The following is a 19,700-nucleotide window of genomic DNA, read 5'->3' on the forward strand; positions in this document are numbered from 1 at the left end:
CCTTTATCATCCTGTATAAAGCCATATCAAGAAAACGGTCATTGCAGTCAGGAACACTGCGATCGGGTAATAACCCATGACAGCGCTATCCCTGTCCGCATAGGTCTGCCTGGATATCTTGACACCAATATCAAGTGACAGCGCAAGACCGAGCAGCAAAGCCCCTATCTGGAAGTAGGGCATTATCCCCGTAAAAAATGGCATCCACGGGATACCTGCCGTCCCGAAGAGATCCCAACCCCATGCGAAGGGGTCAGAGATCACATGGAGCACATAGCTGCTGTTGGGGAAGAGTATGCCAAAACTGAATGCTACCCATGCCATGAGCCCCAGAGGTACGAGCGTATAAGAGAAGTTTGTAAATACCTTCTTAAGCGCCACCTCTTTGCTTCCAAGACTCCTGGAGGCGTATGCAAAGGCAAGGAACATTCCGGGAAGCAGCAGTAAATTGAAGGCCGAATGCACTCCTACGAACGTGAGGTAGCCTTCTAAAGTCTTTCCGTTCGCCCAGTCCTTAAGGAATCCGAAAGGACCCTGCATGATCAGGAAGAAGAATATGGATATACCCAGCATAATGAAAGCCTTCCATGCCTCATCAAGTCCCCTCTTCTCATCCACGAGAAGGTCGGTGCCCGGGGGACGCAGGTTTAGTGCCATGTTATCATAAGAGCAGGTCTTGAAACATTCAAGGCACATGCCGCAGTAAGTATTCCTTTTCATGGAAAATGGCATCTGCATCCATGGACAGGCATAACCTCTCTCATTCCCGATCACACATTCCCTGAGTTTGTGGTTCTTGCATATTTCAGGGTTCTTTGCGCGTATCTCTGTCATTGCAAGGTTTGAGTATAGACCCTGGAAACCACTCACAGGGCAGCCATATACGCAGAAGTTCCTTCTCTCAAAAACCATGCAGAGGATTATTGAGCCTACGATTATAGACATCAACAGTATGAAGGTGGCAATGGGTCGGGTGGTTATGAATCCGGTGGTGTATGTAGTTGCAAGGAACAGGAAGTTCATAAGCCACATATTCTTGAGCGGTTTGGGCCATTTCCTGTTGAGCCCGAAGAGTTTCTTTCTCACGCCCAAAAAACTTCCCCTTTGCATCCATTCCCCAAACGCAGGAAGCGGACAGACCATACACCATACCCTGGACAGGACAGGCACAAAGAACATCATTAGCAGTACCCACCAGACTATCCAGACGAACATTATCCCGAAATTGTAGTTGCCGGTAGCTAATCCACCGGTGAAGCCCGCCATAAGTATTATTGTGAAGACGAACAGGTTTATCACGATGGGGAGGAATGGCATCCATCTGCTCTTCAGCATCCTGCGCACATAGGGAAGTGAGGTCAGGTCAAACCTCCAGTCCACAGGGAATATCCCCAGTATCTTGTCGCTCATGGTTTCTTCCTCCTGGATACAAGAACGATCGAACCGATGAGTATGCCGATAGCAAGCCAGATCGAACCGAACAGGCGATAATCAGGTTTGACCCTGAGATAGCCAGTCATGTAAGGATGGAAAGCACCGCATGTGACAGAGCACCGCATTGTGAATTTACCTGTCTCGTTTGCCGTGAAGGTGATACTGCCGTCCTGCCCCGGACGAGCGTTGGTCTCAAGCTCGTACCCGTCGATGTAAAGCCCATGGTGCACGTCAGTGCTGATGAACCTGATAGTAACCCTGTCTCCTTTATTCACCTCGATTATGTTAGGGGTGTAGGTGAACTGCTTAGCCTCTACTGTTATCACATGCTCCCTGGGTTCCTCTGGCTTAACGAGTATGAGCGGAAGGCTGGCCAGCATAATAAATACAATTATGCCCACGAGCAGCTTATCCTTCTTCATTTTGCCACCCCCCTAGGACTTATCTTAAGTGTAGTCCAGTCATGGGAGATGGATTTTCTGCTGCCCCTGTCACCGTTTGCGCCGTTCCAGACAGCAAAGGCAATAAGTCTTTCAGCAGAATTAAATGCGGCATCAACCTCAGGGTCAGCCTGTTTCAGGGAGCGTTTGAATACCACATGCCATGTTCCATTATCCCACAAGCCTTTACCCTCCACGTTCTGTGATTCTTTGGGCGTAAGCGTGCCCACCCTTATCGCGAACACATCATTTACTGCTGATCTTGGCACGACTTTTGAGACAGCGAGGGTTTCGTTCTCCTCAAAAGGATAATAGAAATCTGAATAAGCCCCGGATTCTGGTGTCTCTTTCAGCCAGTACTCTTTATCCTGGCTTGCCTTCCACTGCCAGATATTTGCTCCACTCATAAAGCCCAGCATGATTGATGAGTTCTGAACATTATCCCCCATAGGGAACATGATCGCACTGGCATCAGAGAACCTGTTAGTCCCAGGATCCCTGTTCTCAGTATCGTCCTTCCAGCCCATATAGAAGTATATCTCCCTTCCATTATGGAACGCTTTTACAGTAACAGGGGATATCAGGCTCTTTCCCCACGGCAATACCATGACCTGATATTCCATCTCTACTTCTTTCAGAGGGAGCGAGTCCCATACATCCTTAGAGATACCCTCTGCGAAATCTATATCTTTATCAATGAAAGGCACCTCTAAAACGGTTTGCATTTGCATTTGCATATTATCTGCTGCTGTGACTCCTCTTGAGGTTCCGAATCCATAAGCCAGCGCCGCCAGGAACAGTGCAATAGCAAAAATTATAAAAGCATTATTTTTTTTCATTTAAGCATTCCTCCCGAAAAACTTCGCCTCGGTTTCTAAAAACCCAAGCAAATCCTTTGCGGTTTTTGAATAAAAATGATTGTTTGTGTGGGAAATAACAGCCTCGGCTATATTTTTTGCTGCTGTGTGCATGTGCTCGTTAAAGAATTTTTTCTGGGCATCACGGCAGACAGAGGCATTCTCTATCGAATCGGCATCCTCTCTTAGAAGCGCGTGGATCTCCTTGAAGATTAGATAGTGCATAAATTCAAGCTCGATATGCAGGGAATCCGGTCTATCTTTATCAGGCTCCAGCCCGAATGCATGGTAAAAACCCATTATATCCGATAGATGCTGTACTCTCTGGAACTCATTCGCTGCTACGTACTCTGCCCCGTAAAGCCAGACGTTATTCGCCCTGAAAAGCCTGTCATATTCTATCGCCAATTCTCTTCTCTCTTCAAAAGATAAAGAGAATGATTCCGACAGCTTTTCATCCGGATAAGAGAACGCTGTAGAAAAACTCCTGTACATGTCCATCCGCTCCTTATCAGGTGACATTGTATCTGTAGACGTTGCGCTCTTCATCATATCCCTCCCTGATAATGATAGGCTCTTTTAACGGGACCCTGACAAGTTCCTTACCGCTGCCATTATACCCCATACAGTAGCCTTTATTGATATCACCTTCAACTCTGAATGAATTGATTATATCATCTGTAGACCCGAAAAGCATTAAAAGACCGACCAATTTCAGATCTTCATAGGCTTTTTTGTATTGCTCGACAGCGTTTTTGGCTCCAGGACCGAACAACTGCCTGTTAAAGCCCTCAGGAACATGTATAGGGGGTATGTAATAAACATTTGGCTCTGTGCCGAACTGCGGATAAAGCGGTAAAGCGATCTTTTTAATATGTACCAGGTAATCGATCGGATTATCTTCAACAGGTGTTTTCCAGTTGCTTTTGTAGCCGAATAACCTTATTTTTCCAATGCAGTTCTGGACACACTGGGTTTGCTTGCCCTGCTCAACTGCCGGAAAACAGGAGATGCATTTTTCTGATTTACCGGTGTATGCCCTGAACATTGGCTTCTTATAAGGGCAGGCACGCACACATTCCTGGTATCCGCGGCATCTCTCCTGGTCAATAAGAACGATTCCGTCTTCTTTTCTCTTGTATATCGCTTTTCTTGGACAGGCTCCCAGGCACGCAGGATATGTGCAGTGGTTGCATATTCTCTGCAAATAGAACATCCACGGCTGGTGAGGAATGGTGATATAATCCTTCTCTTTAACCTGCTGGTTGACTTCATCTTCACCTAAATTCGGATGTGAATAATCCTCTTCATCCGGGTGGTAGCCCAGCATTTCCTCTCCATACGGTGCGGCTTCAAAGATGGTTTTACCTGTGTACTTTTCGCCGTCCCATGTCTGGGGACCGAGTTTCTCTAAAAGCCTGGCATCCCAGCCGAGCGGATAAAAGCCCCATGGTTTGGATTCAACGTTATTCCAGAACATGAATTCCTGCCCTTTTCCTGCCGTCCAGGCATTCTTGCATGCCATTGTGCACGTCTGGCATGCGATGCATTTATTTGTATCAAAGACCCAGGCAACCTGTTTATCTGGACGTATATCCTGGTATTTATAATCCATTTCCCGCTTCAGTTGCCAGTTATATACTTTAGAGAATTTTGAGTTGACGGTCATAATGAAAATCCTCCCTGTATGAATTTTTTCATAGTTTCACTTTCGTAGCCCGGACGGAACCCGAGTTGAGCAGGTCTCCAGAGTGCATGCTCTACACCGCCCTGTTCAGCTTTAGTGGCTTTTACGAAAGATTCCTTGGGCGCCCCGACTACACAGTAAACATCTGCTGCAAACCCTTTCCCCATTTCCTGCCCGAAATAGTTCTTGCGCGCAAGCGAATCCGTCATTAAAGTCGGTTTCAGCCACGCCCTTGTGGCAGATTGATGGGAACCGTACCTGAACATCGCCTGGTACCCTGTGTCCGGGTTCCTTGCAAGCTTATCGGGATTTGTTTCATGACCTTTCACAGAACCATAGGTAGCCACATACATATTGTGCCATGAACGCGCAATGCCTCTGGGGATCCCCATATAATAGCGGGCTCGCATCATTGCCCGGTGTACCCTGTAATCTTCAGGCTTGTTCTGCCAGCCGCGGAAAGGTCTGTCTTCCGGGTCGGCATCGATGTAAACATAATCGCCATCCTCTATCCCCAGTTCTTTTGCATCTTCGGGATTGAGATCGATATACCCTTCCCCCACCCAGGGCATTCTTTTGTCCCTGCGGTGGACATCCCCGAAAGGACCGAACCATAATGACATGAGGTCGATATCTACAGGCGTAGTATGTGCCCCATGCCTGTATTTGGGGGTGATGTATATCAGGGAGAAACCGTCCTTGCGCCTCGGATGAGTGGTTTTTGTCACGTTTGCAGGCTGTATCACCACGTTCCTGACCTGCCGGACCTCGCAGGAGAGGTCGTCCCGTGAAAGCCCGTATTCCTCAGGTCCCTTCGGGCGGATAAGATCGGTCGCACCGCAGACTATCACGTTCGGCTCATAGAAAGTCGAGTCTATTGGCTCGCGGTAAACCGGGATATTCTCACCATGCTCTATGAATTCATCCTCATCCCGGTAGAATTCCAGCCGTCCGGATTTCGTGTAATGCGGTCTTTTATCGTTGGACTGCTCCCATCCCATGGTCTTTGGATATGTACGCAGCATAACAAGTGCAGGGATACCCTCCTTAGCATTGGCTTCGAGTTCCTCTATCCTGTAGCCCTTCAATGTAGAGGAATGGTCAATGATCCGCTGGAGATACACCTCGACCTTTCCATCATGGATGAATTTCCAGTAGTCAGTGAAGCGGGTATCCCCGGTGATTTTAGCCAGCGCCTTTCCCACTTCTGCCAGGACCTCTATGTCGCCAAGCGTATCGTGTACCCTTTTAATCGGTGTCCTCGGGTATATCGACAGGAAAGGATTGGTAACTGCCGCCGTCATATCCGGGAATTTCAACTCTGCCCATGAATCTACGGCAAAAACAACATCGGCATATTCGCACGATGCCGTCCACCACCAGTCGTTCACGACCATGCATTCGATCTTCGGTAGCGTGTTCATCACAAAATCGTGATGCCACTTAAGATTCCCGAGAATTGAGTTCCCGTTGTTAAACCAGAAGAACTTGGTAGGGGTTGGGATATGGCTTTTACCCGTGAAGAGCTTGTTACCTACCCTTAGCGGGCGCTCGCCGTAGTTGTAGTAGTGAGCAGATTCATACTTATAGAAGTCTTTATGCCGCGGGGTCTTTGCCGGGTCCAGTTCGATGTCAAAAGGATCCTCGGCGATATAATACGGGAGCCCGTTGAAATAGGCACCGCGATAATTGCCTGAAAAGCTCCCTATGTTCCCTCCGTGGAACCCTATATTTCTTGTCAGCGCGCAGACCAGGAAAATTGCCCGGGCGCTGAGATCCCCCTGATAGAAATGGTTCGGACCCATTCCTACCGGGACTAATGTTTTTGATTTATTCCTGGCTATTTCACGGGCAAGCCAGGCAACTGCGTCCTCATCCACGCGGCAAATATCACTGACAACCTGGGGTGTAAAATGTGATGCGTGTTCTTTCATCAGGTCGAACACTGGTCGTACTTTTACTTTTTTACCATCTGTTGTGCTTACTTCGAATTCACCTTCAAGAGTAAAATTTTTAGCTGAGGCTGCATCATCTCTGGTAACAACCTCCACCTGGTTCGTATCTGAATCCCAGGCAAGGAAATCGCCCCACTCATTCCGCAGTTTTTCTTTTGCTATCTGGCGGTCCTGCTCTGTGTTGGGGAGCGCTTCCTCGCCCGGTTTCAGCACCAGTGTGTCTTTCAGCTCACGCGGTTTGTAATCTTTGATTATGTCCTGTGGCTTTAGAAGTTTGAGCGTATCCATTCGGACCAGCAATGGCAGGTCGGTATGCCCTTTCACGAAATCTACATCGTAGAGTTTCTCCTGTATTATGATATTGGCAAGCCCAAGAGCAAATGCGCCGTCGCTCCCGGGTCGAATCATAATCACGTTGTCAGCTTTATTTGATGTTGACTGGTATTCGCATGCCACTGTGACCACATTCGTACCTTTAAGGCGAGCCTCTGTCAACCAGTGACCATCGGGCATTTTTGTTGAGATCCAGTTCATTCCCCAGCAGATGACCAGATTTGCATTTTCCACAGTTGAAAGATCAAAATCAATTGTCTGATGGCCCGCAGTCATCGTATGCCCGGGCGGCAGGTCAGTATGCCATGAATAACTATCAAAACCCCGTCCGCCGAGAGCTTTCTCCTTACCTACTTTCCGGATATTGTCATCTAAGAGAGCTAAAGAATTCGCGAACCTGTATAACCCGAAGAGCCTTGTTGCTCCAAGGAACGCCATTCCACCGCGCAACTTTAAGGTTTGTGTCCCGGCGCCCTGCACGGCTTCGATCATCGAATCATCGTAGCCCTGTTTTTTGAGAAGTTCCGCTCCAGCCTTCCCCGAATAAGCGGTCGCGATATCTTTCATCGATTTTGCAACTATTTCACTTGCCTCCTCGAATGTCACCCTGAGGAAAGGCTCTTTCCCGCGGTTCTGGTATTTCTCCGGCATTTTCCCATTCCCGTCTCTTGGGAACCCGTCATCGACCCACTTTTTGAAGCCTTCCCTGACCATCGGGTACTTCACCCTTCGCGGTCCGTATATCTTCCGTACCATCACCAGCCCTTTCTGGCACAGGCGAGGGTCCCAGCGGTGCGATGCCTGGTTCCCGTATATGTCCCTGGCTTTTCCATAGCCGTAGCTTGGACCGATCCTGGTAATGATATCATTTTTTACATATCCTCTCAGAAGGCAGTTATGGGTATCGTTCGGAGCGCATAAAAAGTGAGAAGTATAATCGTACTTAAACTGGTCACGGTATATCTTCTCCCAGTCCCTGGCAGGATAAAAATCCAGGGGATTATCGATCTCAGGGATGAACTTTAAAGAGGCAAGTACAGGTCTGCTCAGGCTGAGAGCGGCAATGGCAGCCAGGGATGTTTTTACAAAACCTCTTCGCGTAACCTTTTCCTGATCCATAGGAGTACTGCGGCAAGTGTCTATTTCGGAACTCATGGTAAGCACCCAGGCTCAAAATCATTCACAATGCTTTTTCCTTCTGCGATCGGTCTCTTGATAAAAAACCCGTCAAAGATAGCGCAGGTATTCAGTTCCGTAAAGTCTCGTTTTATTTTCGGCATTAATTTATCTCCTATCAAATCATTACTACAAACTTTGTTACACTGCAAACAGTATATTGCGTATGTGGTTTGATATTGTAATAATAACTTATAAATTCATTTACTATAAATAATATTCAAAACTGTAAAACAGACTATTTTTGATAGGTAAAATTAAATATTGGCATATACCCGATAACTTTTATAAGATCCAAATATAAAATTATGCAGCGAAGGCTCAAATTCTTTCATATGTTTAGACGTAAAACAAGTCTTGAGAGGAGAATACTGGATAAATCCGGGCATAATGCTGGAAAAATTATATGAAGGCAAAAATATGTTACAACCTGTGAAGGAGGATAAATGGATATATTCGATGTACTTACGGCCATATCAAAAAGGAAGAAGGCATTTATGTGCAGTGGTATAAACGAACATGATGCCCTGATTAAAGCCCAGGTTGACGTATCTAAAGAATATCACATATCTTTGTCTGATATCAAGTGGTTAGCAGGGAGGGAGTTCAGGAATAGTGACCACAGGCATAGCAGCTCATTTTCAGTTTGATTCAGGATGGGTTTGGGCATAATGCTGAAAAATCAATTTAAGTGGTAAAAACATTGCCTGCCTTTGAGGGGTCTGAATGAATACTCCTATCTATCGAATCCGATCAAATTTTTGGGCTCCTCATAATTTTTACTTCCGCTCACATCTCTCACTTTTACTAAGAACCAGAAAATTTTTAAACATTTGTGAGAATATACATGTAGTGGAGGTAATACTATGGTATCAAGGATTTATAAGATAGTTTTGTTTTTGGCTTTTGCTGTATCTATTATATTTTTACTGGTTGGTGGTTACTACACCTCCAGTGAAACTGTCCCTTATCCGGGGAAGGTTGTATCAGGTGATAAGACCTTAACAGATGGGGCAGCCATAAAGCGCGGAGAAGCGGTTTGGCAAAAATATGGTCTTATGGATTTGGGATCTATATGGGGCCACGGAACAGTAAGAGGTCCAGATTTCTCAGCACAATCCCTTCATATGATGGGGCAGGAAATGCGAAACTACTATGCAGCAGAGCTTTACAAAATGCCCTACGCCCAACTTGACCAGGGCTCCAGGGCAGCCATAGACACAAGGGTGATATCCGAGATCAAGGAAAACCGTTATGATGGCGGGGGGGATGTCCTCACTCTTGCTCCTGCTCAAGCCTATGCATACCAGAAGATAAAAGAGTATTACCAGAATGTTTTCTCCGGGGGTTCCAAACAGGAGAATATTCTGCCGGATACCGTAAAAAGCAGTGATGAAAGGAATGATCTGGCAGATTTCTTCTTCTGGACCGGCTGGGCTGCAGGCACCAATAGACCCGGACTGGATTATACGTATACCACCAACTGGCCCAGGGACCCTTCCGTGGGTAACGACTTACCCGCAGAGTCAGTCCTGTGGACGTATGTCTCACTCCTTGCCATGCTCGTGGCACTGGGCGTAGTGGTATATATCATCCATGCCTATGGATTTTGGGGTGGCGGTAAGCAGAACCCCGATGTGGCTGTGGCTATAGCCAATGCGCCAATAACTTCCAGCCAGAGGATGACAGGTATGTTTTTCCTTGTAGCGATAGCCCTCTTTCTGGTACAGACCCTGGTTGGGGGACTGATGAGCCATTACACTGTCAATCCCCTGTCGTTCTACGGCATGGACTTTATCGCCAATCTCTTGCCCTACAACCTTGTAAAGAGCTGGCATCTTCAGCTGGCAGTATTCTGGATTGCTGTCTCATGGATCGGTGCTTCCCTTTACCTCTCCCCGCTACTCACAGGCAAAGAGCCTAAGCATCAGGGACTCTTAGTGAGTGTGCTCTTTATTGCGATTCTTATAGTGGCAGCAGGCAGTCTCCTGGGAGAGGCTGCTGGTATAAAGGGCCTCCTGAATGGAGACCTGTGGTACTGGTTCGGGCACCAGGGATGGGAGTTCTTGGAACTTGGACGCTTATGGCAGATTCTACTCTTCCTGGGCCTTGTTATCTGGCTCTTCATAGTCTATAGGGTGGTCAAGGGCATCTTCCAGAAAGGAAAGGAGAGAGGGGACCTGCCCCACATGTACTTCTATAGTGCCATCGCCATTGTGGGGTTCTACGCCTTCACATTCCTTGTCAGGAGGGATATCCACATCACCATGGCAGATTATTGGAGGTGGTGGATGGTTCATATCTGGGTAGAATCCATATTCGAATTCTTTGCTGTGGCGATAATAGCACTGATCACCGTTTCCCTGGGTCTGGCAGGAAAGGAGGGGGCGCTCAAGGTTGTATATCTATCCGCCACTCTCGCTTTCATCTCAGGCATCCTTGGTACAGGACACCACTTGTTCTGGTTCGGAGACCCTGCCTTCTGGGTGGGCGTGGGTGGCGTCTTCTCTACCTTAGAGCCTATTCCACTTATAACCCTGGTGGCAAGGGCGTGGCGGGAACAGAACCATCTTGAAAAAGTAGGGGTTAAATTCCCTTACAAATGGCCTATGAGGTTCATCATCGCTTCATCCCTCTGGAACTTCCTCGGAGCCGGAGCCTTCGGTTTCATCCTTACCACCCCCGTAGCCAATTATTATGAGCACGGTACCTACCTCACAACGAATCACGGTCACACAGCCCTGTTCGGGGTTTACGGGATGCTTGCTATCGCTCTCATTCTTATCGCCTACCGCGGGATTGTCAAGCCCGAATTCTGGGACGATAGACCCATCAAGCTTTCCTTCATAGCCCTGAACGCAGGCTTCCTTATAATGTCCTTCGGAACCCTTTTCCTTGCCGGGCTGGTGCAGCTCGGCTACACCACCTCGGCAGCCGGAGGCGTCTGGTATGCAAGGTCGCCAGAGTTCTTCAACTCGCCTGCGTTCCAGTTACTCGGCAGTTTCAGGATTATCCCTGATACCCTCATTATAGTCTTTGGGGTGCTACCTCTCCTTTATTTCATGGTCACTACCATAATGCGGCGGAAAGAGGCTACGATTAAAGAGGAGGAACCTATCTTTAAAACCAGCTAATTAGAGCGTGATAAGAAAGGGAGGCTAATATGAGGTCAGACGCAAAGAAAGAACTCAATACAGCAAAGAAAGATGAAGACCGCGATATCTCTGAGAAGCGTGAGGAAGAGATGCGTTCCCGGCTTGCATCCATCGTGGAGTATTCGGATGACGCCATCATCGGCAAGACACTGGACGGCATCATTGTGAGCTGGAACCGGGGTGCTGAAAAAATATACGGCTATTCCGCCGGGGAGGTTATAGGTAAACATATCTCCATCCTTGTCCCGCCTCACATTGTTGACGAAGTGCCAAAAATTATGGATAGGATCAAGAAGGGGGAAATGGTCAAACATTATGAGTCCGCACGCGTGAGAAAAGATGGCAGGCAAATAGATGTATCCATAACAATATCTCCCATCAAGGATGCCGGGGGCAGGATTGTAGGCTTCTCGACTATCGCCCGTGATATAACTGAACGAAAGCAGATGGAGGAGAAGTTACGTACGGCTTCGATGTATGCCCGCAGCCTGATCGAGGCAAGCCTTGATCCTCTTGTGACCATAGGTCCTGACGGAAAAATAACAGATGTGAATGAAGCCACAGAACTCGTAACAGGCGTTTCCCGCGAGCATCTCATAGGGAGTGATTTCTCGGAATATTTCACCGAGCCTGAAAAAGCCAGAGAGGGATACCAGCAGGTATTCTCGAAAGGGTTTGTCAGGGATTATCCGCTTGCCATCCGCCATACCTCAGGCAAAGTGACAGAAGTGCTTTACAATGCCACTGTCTACAAGAACGAAGCCGGAGAAGTGCAGGGTGTATTTGCCGCTGCCAGGGACATCACCGAGCGTAAGCGTGCTGAAGAGCAGTTGCGTACAACTTCATTATATGCGCGAAGTCTTATCGAAGCTAGCCTTGATCCCCTCGTGACCATCAGTCCGGATGGAAAGATCACGGATGTGAACAAAGCCACAGAACTCGTGACCGGGGTTCCCCGTGAGCAGCTCATAGGGAGCGATTTCTCGGAGTATTTCACCGAGCCTGAAAAAGCCAGAGAGGGATATCAGGAGGTATTCACAAAAGGATTTGTCAGGGACTATCCGCTTGCCATCCGCCATACCTCAGGTAAAGTAACTGAAGTACTTTATAACGCCTCGATTTATAAAAACGAGGCAGGGGAGGTACAGGGTGTATTTGCAGTAGCCAGGGATATCACCGAACTCAAGCGCGCGGAAGAGCAGCTGCGTGTAACTTCGTTATACGCACGCAGCCTTATAGAGGCAAGTATCGACCCGCTCGCTACCATTAGCCCGGAAGGCAAGATTATGGATGTTAATAAAGCCACGGAACTCGTGACCGGGGTTCCTCGTGAGCAGCTCATAGGGAGCGATTTCTCGGAATACTTCACCGAGCCTGAAAAAGCCAGAGAGGGATACAGGGAGGTATTCACAAAAGGATTTGTTAAGGATTATCCGCTTGCCATCCGTCATACCTCAGGTAAAGTAACTGAAGTACTTTATAACGCCTCGGTTTATAAAAATGAGGCAGGGGAAGTGCAGGGCGTATTTGCTGCTGCCAGGGACATCACCGAGCGTAAACGTGCTGAAGAGCAGCTGCGTGCAACCTCATTATATGCGCGAAGTCTTATCGAAGCTAGCCTTGATCCCCTCGTGACCATCAGTCCGGATGGAAAGATCACGGATGTGAACAAAGCTACAGAACTCGTGACCGGGGTTCCCCGTGAGCAGCTCATAGGGAGCGATTTCTCGGAGTATTTCACCGAACCTGAAAAAGCCAGAGAGGGATACAGGGAGGTATTCACAAAAAGGTTTGTTAAGGATTATCCGCTTGCCATCCGCCACACCTCAGGTGAAGTTACGTACGTACTCTACAATGCCACGGTTTATAAGAACGAGGCAGGGGAAGTGCAGGGCGTATTTGCCGCTGCCAGGGATATCACCGAACTCAAGCGCGCGGAAGAACAATTGCGCAGGGCACACCAGGAACTGGAAGTACGGGTCCAGGAACGGACAGCAGAGCTCACAAAGGCAATGGAATTGTTGAAAGAACAACAGAAGGCTTTCATGGAGGTATCAGTACCTGTAGTAAAGGTCTGGAATAGAATCCTTCTGGTTCCTTTGATCGGAGTATTTGACAGCGAAAGGGCTCAACTTGTGATGGAGACGCTCCTTACGGAAATAGAACATACCCAGGCAAAGGTAGCGATACTCGATGTTTCTGGAATCCCCATAGTGGATTCACTTGTGGCAAAGCATCTTATCCGCACCGTTTCGGCAGCGAAATTGATGGGTGCGGAATGCATCGTAACCGGGATACGGTCAAGGATTTCCCAGACCATAGTACAGCTCGGGATTGACCTTTCGGGAATAACCACAAAGACTGCGCTGGCAGAGGGACTTAAAGTTGCCTTTGACCTCACGGACCAGGATATCGTCTCAAAATAGGAGAGAACATGTCTGAAGTCACTATCTTAAAGATGGGGAAAAATATCATAGTGCCTATCCAGGTTGAACTGCATGACAGGGCAGCCTTAAGATTGCAGGAGGACATCCTCAAAAAGATAGAAGAAACAGAATCTACCGGCTTGATCATTGATGTATCTGCTGTGAGCGTTGTGGATAGTTTTTTAGGCAGACTTCTTGGCGAGACCGCAAAAATGGCGAGGCTTATTGGAGCTGAAACTGTGCTTGTTGGTATGAAAAAAGAAGTGGTCATCACCCTTATTCAACTCGGGATGGTCATCAAGGACCTTCATACATCGATCAATATCGAGGATGGAATGGTGCTCCTTGAGAAGCTTAAGTCCGGTAGACCTTCGATAAAAGAACAGGAAGTTTAAATGGAAAATAGGGCTGAGATGAGCGTCGGTGAGATATCCGTCGTAAGAGATGAAGATGTCATCCTCGCAAGGCAGAAGGTCAGATTGCAGGCTCAAGAGATGGGGTTCAGCCTCCTTAACCAGACAAGGCTCGTAACAGCAGTTTCCGAGCTTGCAAGGAACATCGTAGTCCATGCGAGAGAAGGCAGGGTATCTGTTTTTAAGGCTAAGGCAGGAGATAAAACCGGGTTAAAGGTCGTCTTTGAAGATAATGGTCCTGGTATACCTGATATTGAAAAAGCCATGGAAGAGGGGTTCAGCACAGTAGGTTCCATGGGGATCGGGCTTAAAGGTGCCAGGCGACTTGTGGATGAATTTGATATAAAATCTTTCCCGGGGAAGGGAACGACCGTGACAATTACAAAATGGTTATGAAAGAAGAACGAATAATTGTGACCTTTGAGACGGATGTTTTAAGGGCAAGAAGGGCAGGGCGGGAAATGGCACACAGCCTCGGGTTTGATGAAATTGGCGCAGGTGAAATCGAGACTGCCATATCAGAACTTGCAACAAATCTTATCAAGCACGCGGCAAAATATGGCGAGATTATCCTGATACCCTTAAACGACGAAGGCAGGACAGGCATTGAGGTCAGGTCTGAGGATAAGGGTCGCGGGATAAAGAACATAGAGATGGCTATGAAAGAGGGCGGGTCAACAGCGGGTACGCTTGGCATAGGACTTTCAGGGGTAAAGAGGCTCATGGACGAGTTTTCAATAGAATCCCAGGCAGGTAAAGGCACTACGGTCGTAGCAAGAAAATGGCTTCTGAAAGACGCTTCGCAGGGGATGAAATTTTCCGTATTCGCAAGACCCAGGATAGGAGAGGATGTTTCAGGCGATGCTTATTTCATAAAGCGGTTCTCATCGTATGTGATATTCAGCGTTATTGATGTCCTCGGTCATGGAAGAGATGCACATGATGTTGCCCTGAGCGTCCTTAAAATACTGGAGGATAATTACACAGAGCCTCTGGCTAAAATAATAGACATATGCCATACAGGACTCAGGCATACAAGAGGCGCTGCCATGGCGCTGTGCAGGGTGAATTTCAAGCTAAAGAAGTTTGAGCATGTGGGCATAGGAAATGTTGAGACGCGGGTCTTCGGAGCCACCGAGCCTGTAGAGCCATTTTTTTTTAACGGCACCCTCGGAATGGCTATGGAAAACTATCGTGTTATTGAATATCCCTATATAGAAGGGATGGCAATAGTACTTTTTTCAGACGGTATTTCAAGAAGATTTGACCTTTCACAGCAGATGCTTACAAAGACGCCACAGGAGATAGCGAAGTTTATATTTGACAACTATGCAAGAGACACTGATGACGCAACTGTACTGGTGGCAAAGTAAAAAAGGATAAGTAAAGAGATACAATGGATCTGGAAGAATTAAAATCCACATATCCGGGATTATTAAGAAAATATTTGTTCGAGGGCAAAGAAGAGGAAGCCCTGTACAGAGCCTACAAGCTCGGTAAAGAGTGTTTTGAGGCAAAAATAGGTATAGAGGATATTATGAATCTCCATACCCGGGCTCTGGAGGAAATCCTTAAATCCGCTCCGCCGTCCGGTGTTCATGATATAGTGCTCCGGTCTTCCAATCTCCTTATAGAGTTTAGCATCAGATTCGGGCTTGTTTGCCAGAACTATTTTGAGATGCTCCAGCAGGCAGATGAAAGGATCAGAAATGCCTTTTACAAAGCCGGGGAAGCCCTGAACGCAGGACTGGACATCCAGAGAATGCTCCCCGTTATTCTGGATATTGTAAAAAACCTCATCGATGCCGACGGATGTGGCATCATGTTGCTGGAAGAGGATAGAACGATAATCAAAGCTTCCGAAGGTCTGGATACTGAAAATGAATTCATTAAAAAATTCCTGTTAAAAGTAACAACCGACGGGAAGATGGATTTAGTATACGACCTGAAGGAGAAAAAATATCCGGTACACTTAAAAGATGGAAGAGAGATCCGCTCAGTTATTGCGCTCCCGCTGGGTTTAAAAGGCAAAATCCGGGGCGCGCTGGGGATATATTTTACCTACCCGCATCATTACGAGGAAAAGGAGATCAATCTGCTCGTCTCCTTTGCCTACCAGGCAGTCTCAGCCATCGATAATGCCTATCTTTTCAAGGAACTTTCCCGCCATGATCGAACAATCAAAGCCCTCTATGAAATCGATAGAGTTATAAGCAAGTCCCTGGACCTGGAAGAAATCCTGGAATCCGCTCTCACGAAGGTCTTGGAGGTAACAGAAACAGATATCGGGGGGGTATATCTATTAGAGGAAAACGGGGAAACTCTGAGCCTTAAGGTCCACAGGGGCATATCCCCGGAGCTAACCGCGGTTTTCTCGACTATAAAGGTGGGACAGGGGATGTCCGGGATGGCGGTGAAATCCGGTAAACCGGTTACCCTGGACTTCACAAAATATCCGGGCCCGGAAATGCTCGCTCTCCTGATAAAAGAGGGGATAGTTTCAGGCGTCAGCGTTCCTCTGATTGCAAAGGAAAAGGTCAGCGGGGTTATAGCTCTGGCATCTAAAAGATACCGCTCCTTTTCCCGGGATGATCTTGACCTTCTGGCATCAATAGGAAGTCAGATAGGAGTCGCTATCGAGAATTCACGGTTGTTTAGAGAACTGGAACTTCACGATAAAATGCTTGATACTCTTTACACCATTGAGAATGTGGTCAGCAGATCATTAAATCTGGAGGAGATATTTAACGTGGCTTTATCGAAGGTACTTGAAGTCACAGATGCCCAGGCAGGCACATTATATTCCCTTGATGGAGATATTCTACGCCTGGAAGCTTTTAAAGGTCTCTCTCCTGAATTCAAGGAAAAAGCGATGATCAGAAAAATGGGGGAAGGGGTTCCGGGAATTGCTGCACAATCAAAAAAAGCGATAGCCATGGATGTATCTCAATTCCCAAGCTCACTTTTACTTCCTTATGTGATGGAGGAAGGACTTGTCTCATTTATCGGGACGCCTTTGATGTCAAAAGGGAAGGTGGTAGGAGCGCTTTCCCTCGGAACAAAGAAAAAGCGAGCGTTCACACAGGATGATCTTGATCTGTTATTTTCGATCGGAAATGTGATAGGAATCGCGGTAGAGAATGCACGGTTGTACAGAGAATCTGTAGAAAATTTACAAAAATTGCAAAAAGCTTACGATGAATTGCAGATTCTCAATCAGATGAAAGATGAGTTCATATCGAACGTCTCCCATGAATTGAAGACACCGCTTGTCTCAATAAAAGGATACGCAGAATTATTACATGATGAAAAAATCGGCAGCCTTTTGGAAATACAAAAAAAGAGTCTTGAAGCTGTTCTAAGAAACGCGGACCGGTTGATCCAGTTGATTGACTCCATTTTGTTCATCAGTAAATTGCAGGCAGGAAAAGTTGAATTTCATTTTGAGCCCGTAGATCTGGATGAAATAATCAGGGCATGCGTCAGTGATTTCAAGAGCATGCTGGATAAAAAACACATCTCTTTTGAGAAAGCCGTACCAGAAATATCCCGGGTCGTGGGGAGAGAGATAAATATATAGAAGTAATTAACAATTTGCTCGACAATGCGATAAAATTCACACCTAATTATGGAAAAATCTGGATAAAAGCATGGGATGAAGGAAAAAATGTTCATCTCATCGTGGCTGATAACGGCATAGGTATTCCCAGTGAACTGATACCAAAATTGTTCATGCGTTTTTACCAGGTTGACGCTTCTGCATCAAGAAAGTACGGTGGTGCTGGTCTTGGTCTGTATATTGTAAAGTCCGTTGTGGATGCTTTTGGAGGTAAGATATGGATTGAAAGCGAGGCTGGAAAAGGAACTACAGTCCATCTTCTCTTACCTGCTGCCAGATAACCTGTGTTCAGATACGAATGGTTAATAAGGCGCAGTCAGTCCCAGAAAGTAAATAAAGTAATAATTAATAAAAAGGATATCAGATGACTTCTAAATTTGGGAAACCAGGGCTCAGGCGTAAGAGGACAAAAAAAGAGCTTCGGGAAGTGGAGGCGAGATATCGCAGCATTTTTGAGAATGCTATTACAGGTATTTTCCAGATTACCCCGGATGGCAGCTTTCTGGCAGTGAACCCCAGACTTGCCGGTATGCTGGGCTATGGGTCACCCGGAGAGTTGATGAGCGAGATCAATGATTTCAGGAGACTCTGTGTTGACCCGGGTCATCTTGATGAGCTAATCCGCCTTATACAAACGCAGAGGGTTGTAGTTGACTTTACGATCCAGATCTGCCGTAAGGATGGCAGCAGGATACGGGCTTCAGTAAATGCCTGGTCTCTCCGTGACGCCAGCGGCAAAATAGCAGGGTTTGAGGGTATGCTGGTGGATATCACTGAGCGCTGGAAGGCTCTTCTGGCACTGCGAGAGTCGGAAATAAAGTTCCGCTCGGTCACCCAGTCTGCAATCGATGCTATTATTTCTGCCGATACCGCTGGCAATATAATCTCATGGAATAAAGGTGCCCAAACTATCTTTGGATACACAGAGGAAGAAGCTTCAGGTAGATCGCTTACTATCCTGATACCTGAAAAATATAGAGAACCTCATCGAAAGGGTCTGGAGCGGGTTAATGCCACAGGTGAGACCCGCATTATCGGAAAAACTGTTGAATTTTCAGGATTGAGAAAGGATGGCAGTGAATTCCCTTTAGAGCTTTCGTTATCGACCTGGAAAACTGGAGAGAGAAGATTTTACACAGGCATCATCCGCGATATCACTGAACGTAAGCGAGCTGAAGAGATGCTGAAAAACTATGCAGCAGCGCTTGAGGAGGCGAACCGGCTTAAAGATCTTTTTACGGACATTATGCGCCACGACTTATTGAACCCTTTGAATGTTATAAGAATGGCGGATGAACTGTTGCTTGAGAAAACAAAAGACGACGATATCCATAAATCCCTCTTAATGATAAAGCGCAACTCTGATAAACTTATTGAAATGATCAAAAACGCCAGTATGTACGCAAAGCTTGAGAGCGCCGATAAATTAGAGAAATCAAGACTTGATTTGAATACGATATTCAGAACAGTTGCAGACAACTTCAAACCTCAGATTGATGAGAAAAACATACATCTTGAATACCTGCCGGAGAGTGAATTCTACGCAATGGTGAATCCAATGATTGAGGACGTTTTTTCAAATCTTCTCGATAATGCGATAAAATATTCACCGCAGGGAAGCAGGGTCGAAATAAACATTATAGACGAGAATGAACTCAACAGGATTTATGTTAAGGACTGGGGCTACGGCATAAAAGAAGAGGATAAGGATAAGCTCTTCACCCGCTTTCAGAGGGTGGCGAAGAAAGGGGTGAAAGGCACCGGATTAGGGCTTGCGATAGTGAAGCGTATTGTGAAGCTGCATGGTGGCAGAGTATGGATAGAGGACAATCCGGAAGGCGGGAGCATTTTCTATGTAGAAATACCAAAGGCTTAGAGAACCTGCGCTATAGAGCTTTCAGGGTTATCCCCTATCTTACATGGATTACTTGGACAGGGCACAGGTTTGCCGCCCTTTTCACTAAATCCTCTAACCTTTCAGGCGCCTCACCCGCCTAATTTGCCTCCGATCCTGTATTCCTATACTATCTGGCTGTGAGTATCTTCAGGGTTTTGCTCAAAGAATTCAGGGCAGGTGGTCCAGCATGTCCCGCAACTGATACAATCATCACGATCTATATTTACTTTTAGCTTATTTGCCATATTTCATCTTCCATTGCGCTCTTTATAGTACATTCTATTGGAGTTGTACCGTCATAAGTCTCA

Annotated in this window: 17 protein-coding genes; 9 read left to right on the top strand and 8 right to left on the bottom strand. The window is 46.8% G+C overall.

What is annotated here, in order from left to right; all coding sequences use genetic code 11:
- Positions 1-6: 6 nt before the first annotated feature.
- The 7 genes from MNV_RS14420 to MNV_RS20855 are packed head-to-tail and all read right to left on the bottom strand — an operon-like array spanning position 7 to position 7,986.
- On the bottom strand, positions 7-1,410 hold the full coding sequence (locus MNV_RS14420; RefSeq protein ID WP_096206649.1) for a 4Fe-4S binding protein: 1,404 nt from the start codon (positions 1,408-1,410) through the stop codon (positions 7-9).
- Positions 1,407-1,856: a cupredoxin domain-containing protein gene (locus MNV_RS14425; RefSeq protein WP_096206650.1), complete on the bottom strand. Its 450-nt coding sequence runs from the start codon at positions 1,854-1,856 to the stop codon at positions 1,407-1,409. Before MNV_RS14425 ends, MNV_RS14420 begins: the two co-directional genes overlap by 4 nt.
- A complete protein-coding gene (locus MNV_RS14430; RefSeq protein WP_096206651.1) occupies positions 1,853-2,713 on the bottom strand; it encodes an ethylbenzene dehydrogenase-related protein in 861 nt (286 codons plus the stop codon). Before MNV_RS14430 ends, MNV_RS14425 begins: the two co-directional genes overlap by 4 nt.
- On the bottom strand, positions 2,714-3,280 hold the full coding sequence (locus MNV_RS14435) for a TorD/DmsD family molecular chaperone (RefSeq protein WP_179294005.1): 567 nt from the start codon (positions 3,278-3,280) through the stop codon (positions 2,714-2,716). It abuts the gene before it with no gap.
- Entirely contained in the window at positions 3,243-4,400 is a 1,158-nt protein-coding gene (locus MNV_RS14440; protein ID WP_096206653.1) for a 4Fe-4S dicluster domain-containing protein, read from the bottom strand. Before MNV_RS14440 ends, MNV_RS14435 begins: the two co-directional genes overlap by 38 nt.
- The gene (locus MNV_RS14445; RefSeq protein WP_096206654.1) at positions 4,397-7,825 is read right to left on the bottom strand and encodes a molybdopterin-dependent oxidoreductase; all 3,429 of its coding nucleotides are present in this window, start codon (positions 7,823-7,825) and stop codon (positions 4,397-4,399) included. Before MNV_RS14445 ends, MNV_RS14440 begins: the two co-directional genes overlap by 4 nt.
- A 32-nt stretch (positions 7,826-7,857) precedes the next feature.
- Entirely contained in the window at positions 7,858-7,986 is a 129-nt protein-coding gene (locus MNV_RS20855; protein WP_257000075.1) for a hypothetical protein, read from the bottom strand.
- Positions 7,987-8,328: 342 nt separating this feature from the next.
- Here MNV_RS20855 and MNV_RS14450 point away from each other — a divergent pair, with 342 nt between their 5' ends.
- From MNV_RS14450 to MNV_RS14500, 9 genes are all read left to right on the top strand, one after another.
- Entirely contained in the window at positions 8,329-8,532 is a 204-nt protein-coding gene (locus MNV_RS14450) for a hypothetical protein (RefSeq protein WP_096206655.1), read from the top strand.
- A gap of 216 nt (positions 8,533-8,748) precedes the next feature.
- Positions 8,749-11,016 (top strand): nitric-oxide reductase large subunit, encoded by a 2,268-nt coding sequence (locus tag MNV_RS14455; protein WP_096206656.1) that lies wholly within the window; start codon positions 8,749-8,751, stop codon positions 11,014-11,016.
- Positions 11,017-11,045: 29 nt separating this feature from the next.
- Positions 11,046-13,463: a PAS domain S-box protein gene (locus tag MNV_RS20860; protein WP_257000076.1), complete on the top strand. Its 2,418-nt coding sequence runs from the start codon at positions 11,046-11,048 to the stop codon at positions 13,461-13,463.
- A gap of 8 nt (positions 13,464-13,471) precedes the next feature.
- Positions 13,472-13,858: an STAS domain-containing protein gene (locus MNV_RS14475; protein ID WP_096206657.1), complete on the top strand. Its 387-nt coding sequence runs from the start codon at positions 13,472-13,474 to the stop codon at positions 13,856-13,858.
- Complete coding sequence (locus tag MNV_RS14480) at positions 13,859-14,272, top strand: anti-sigma regulatory factor (protein WP_218838039.1); 414 nt, start codon at positions 13,859-13,861, stop codon at positions 14,270-14,272.
- Entirely contained in the window at positions 14,269-15,249 is a 981-nt protein-coding gene (locus MNV_RS14485) for an ATP-binding SpoIIE family protein phosphatase (RefSeq protein WP_179294006.1), read from the top strand. The genes MNV_RS14480 and MNV_RS14485 overlap by 4 nt, the downstream gene beginning before the upstream one ends.
- Positions 15,250-15,272: 23 nt before the next feature.
- Entirely contained in the window at positions 15,273-17,456 is a 2,184-nt protein-coding gene (locus MNV_RS14490; RefSeq protein ID WP_096206659.1) for a GAF domain-containing protein, read from the top strand.
- A gap of 14 nt (positions 17,457-17,470) precedes the next feature.
- Positions 17,471-17,776: a sensor histidine kinase gene (locus MNV_RS14495; RefSeq protein WP_179294007.1), complete on the top strand. Its 306-nt coding sequence runs from the start codon at positions 17,471-17,473 to the stop codon at positions 17,774-17,776.
- An 83-nt stretch (positions 17,777-17,859) separates the two neighbouring features.
- Complete coding sequence (locus MNV_RS14500; protein ID WP_096206661.1) at positions 17,860-19,371, top strand: sensor histidine kinase; 1,512 nt, start codon at positions 17,860-17,862, stop codon at positions 19,369-19,371.
- A 143-nt stretch (positions 19,372-19,514) separates the two neighbouring features.
- Here MNV_RS14500 and MNV_RS20305 read toward each other — a convergent pair whose 3' ends face one another.
- Positions 19,515-19,637 carry a ferredoxin gene (locus tag MNV_RS20305; RefSeq protein WP_218838040.1) on the bottom strand — a complete coding sequence of 41 codons (123 nt, stop codon included), beginning with the start codon at positions 19,635-19,637 and terminating at the stop codon, positions 19,515-19,517.
- Positions 19,638-19,700 lie beyond the last annotated feature (63 nt).

Origin of the sequence: Candidatus Methanoperedens nitratireducens (assembly GCF_900196725.1) — an archaeon.
Classification (GTDB): domain Archaea; phylum Halobacteriota; class Methanosarcinia; order Methanosarcinales; family Methanoperedenaceae; genus Methanoperedens; species Methanoperedens nitroreducens_A.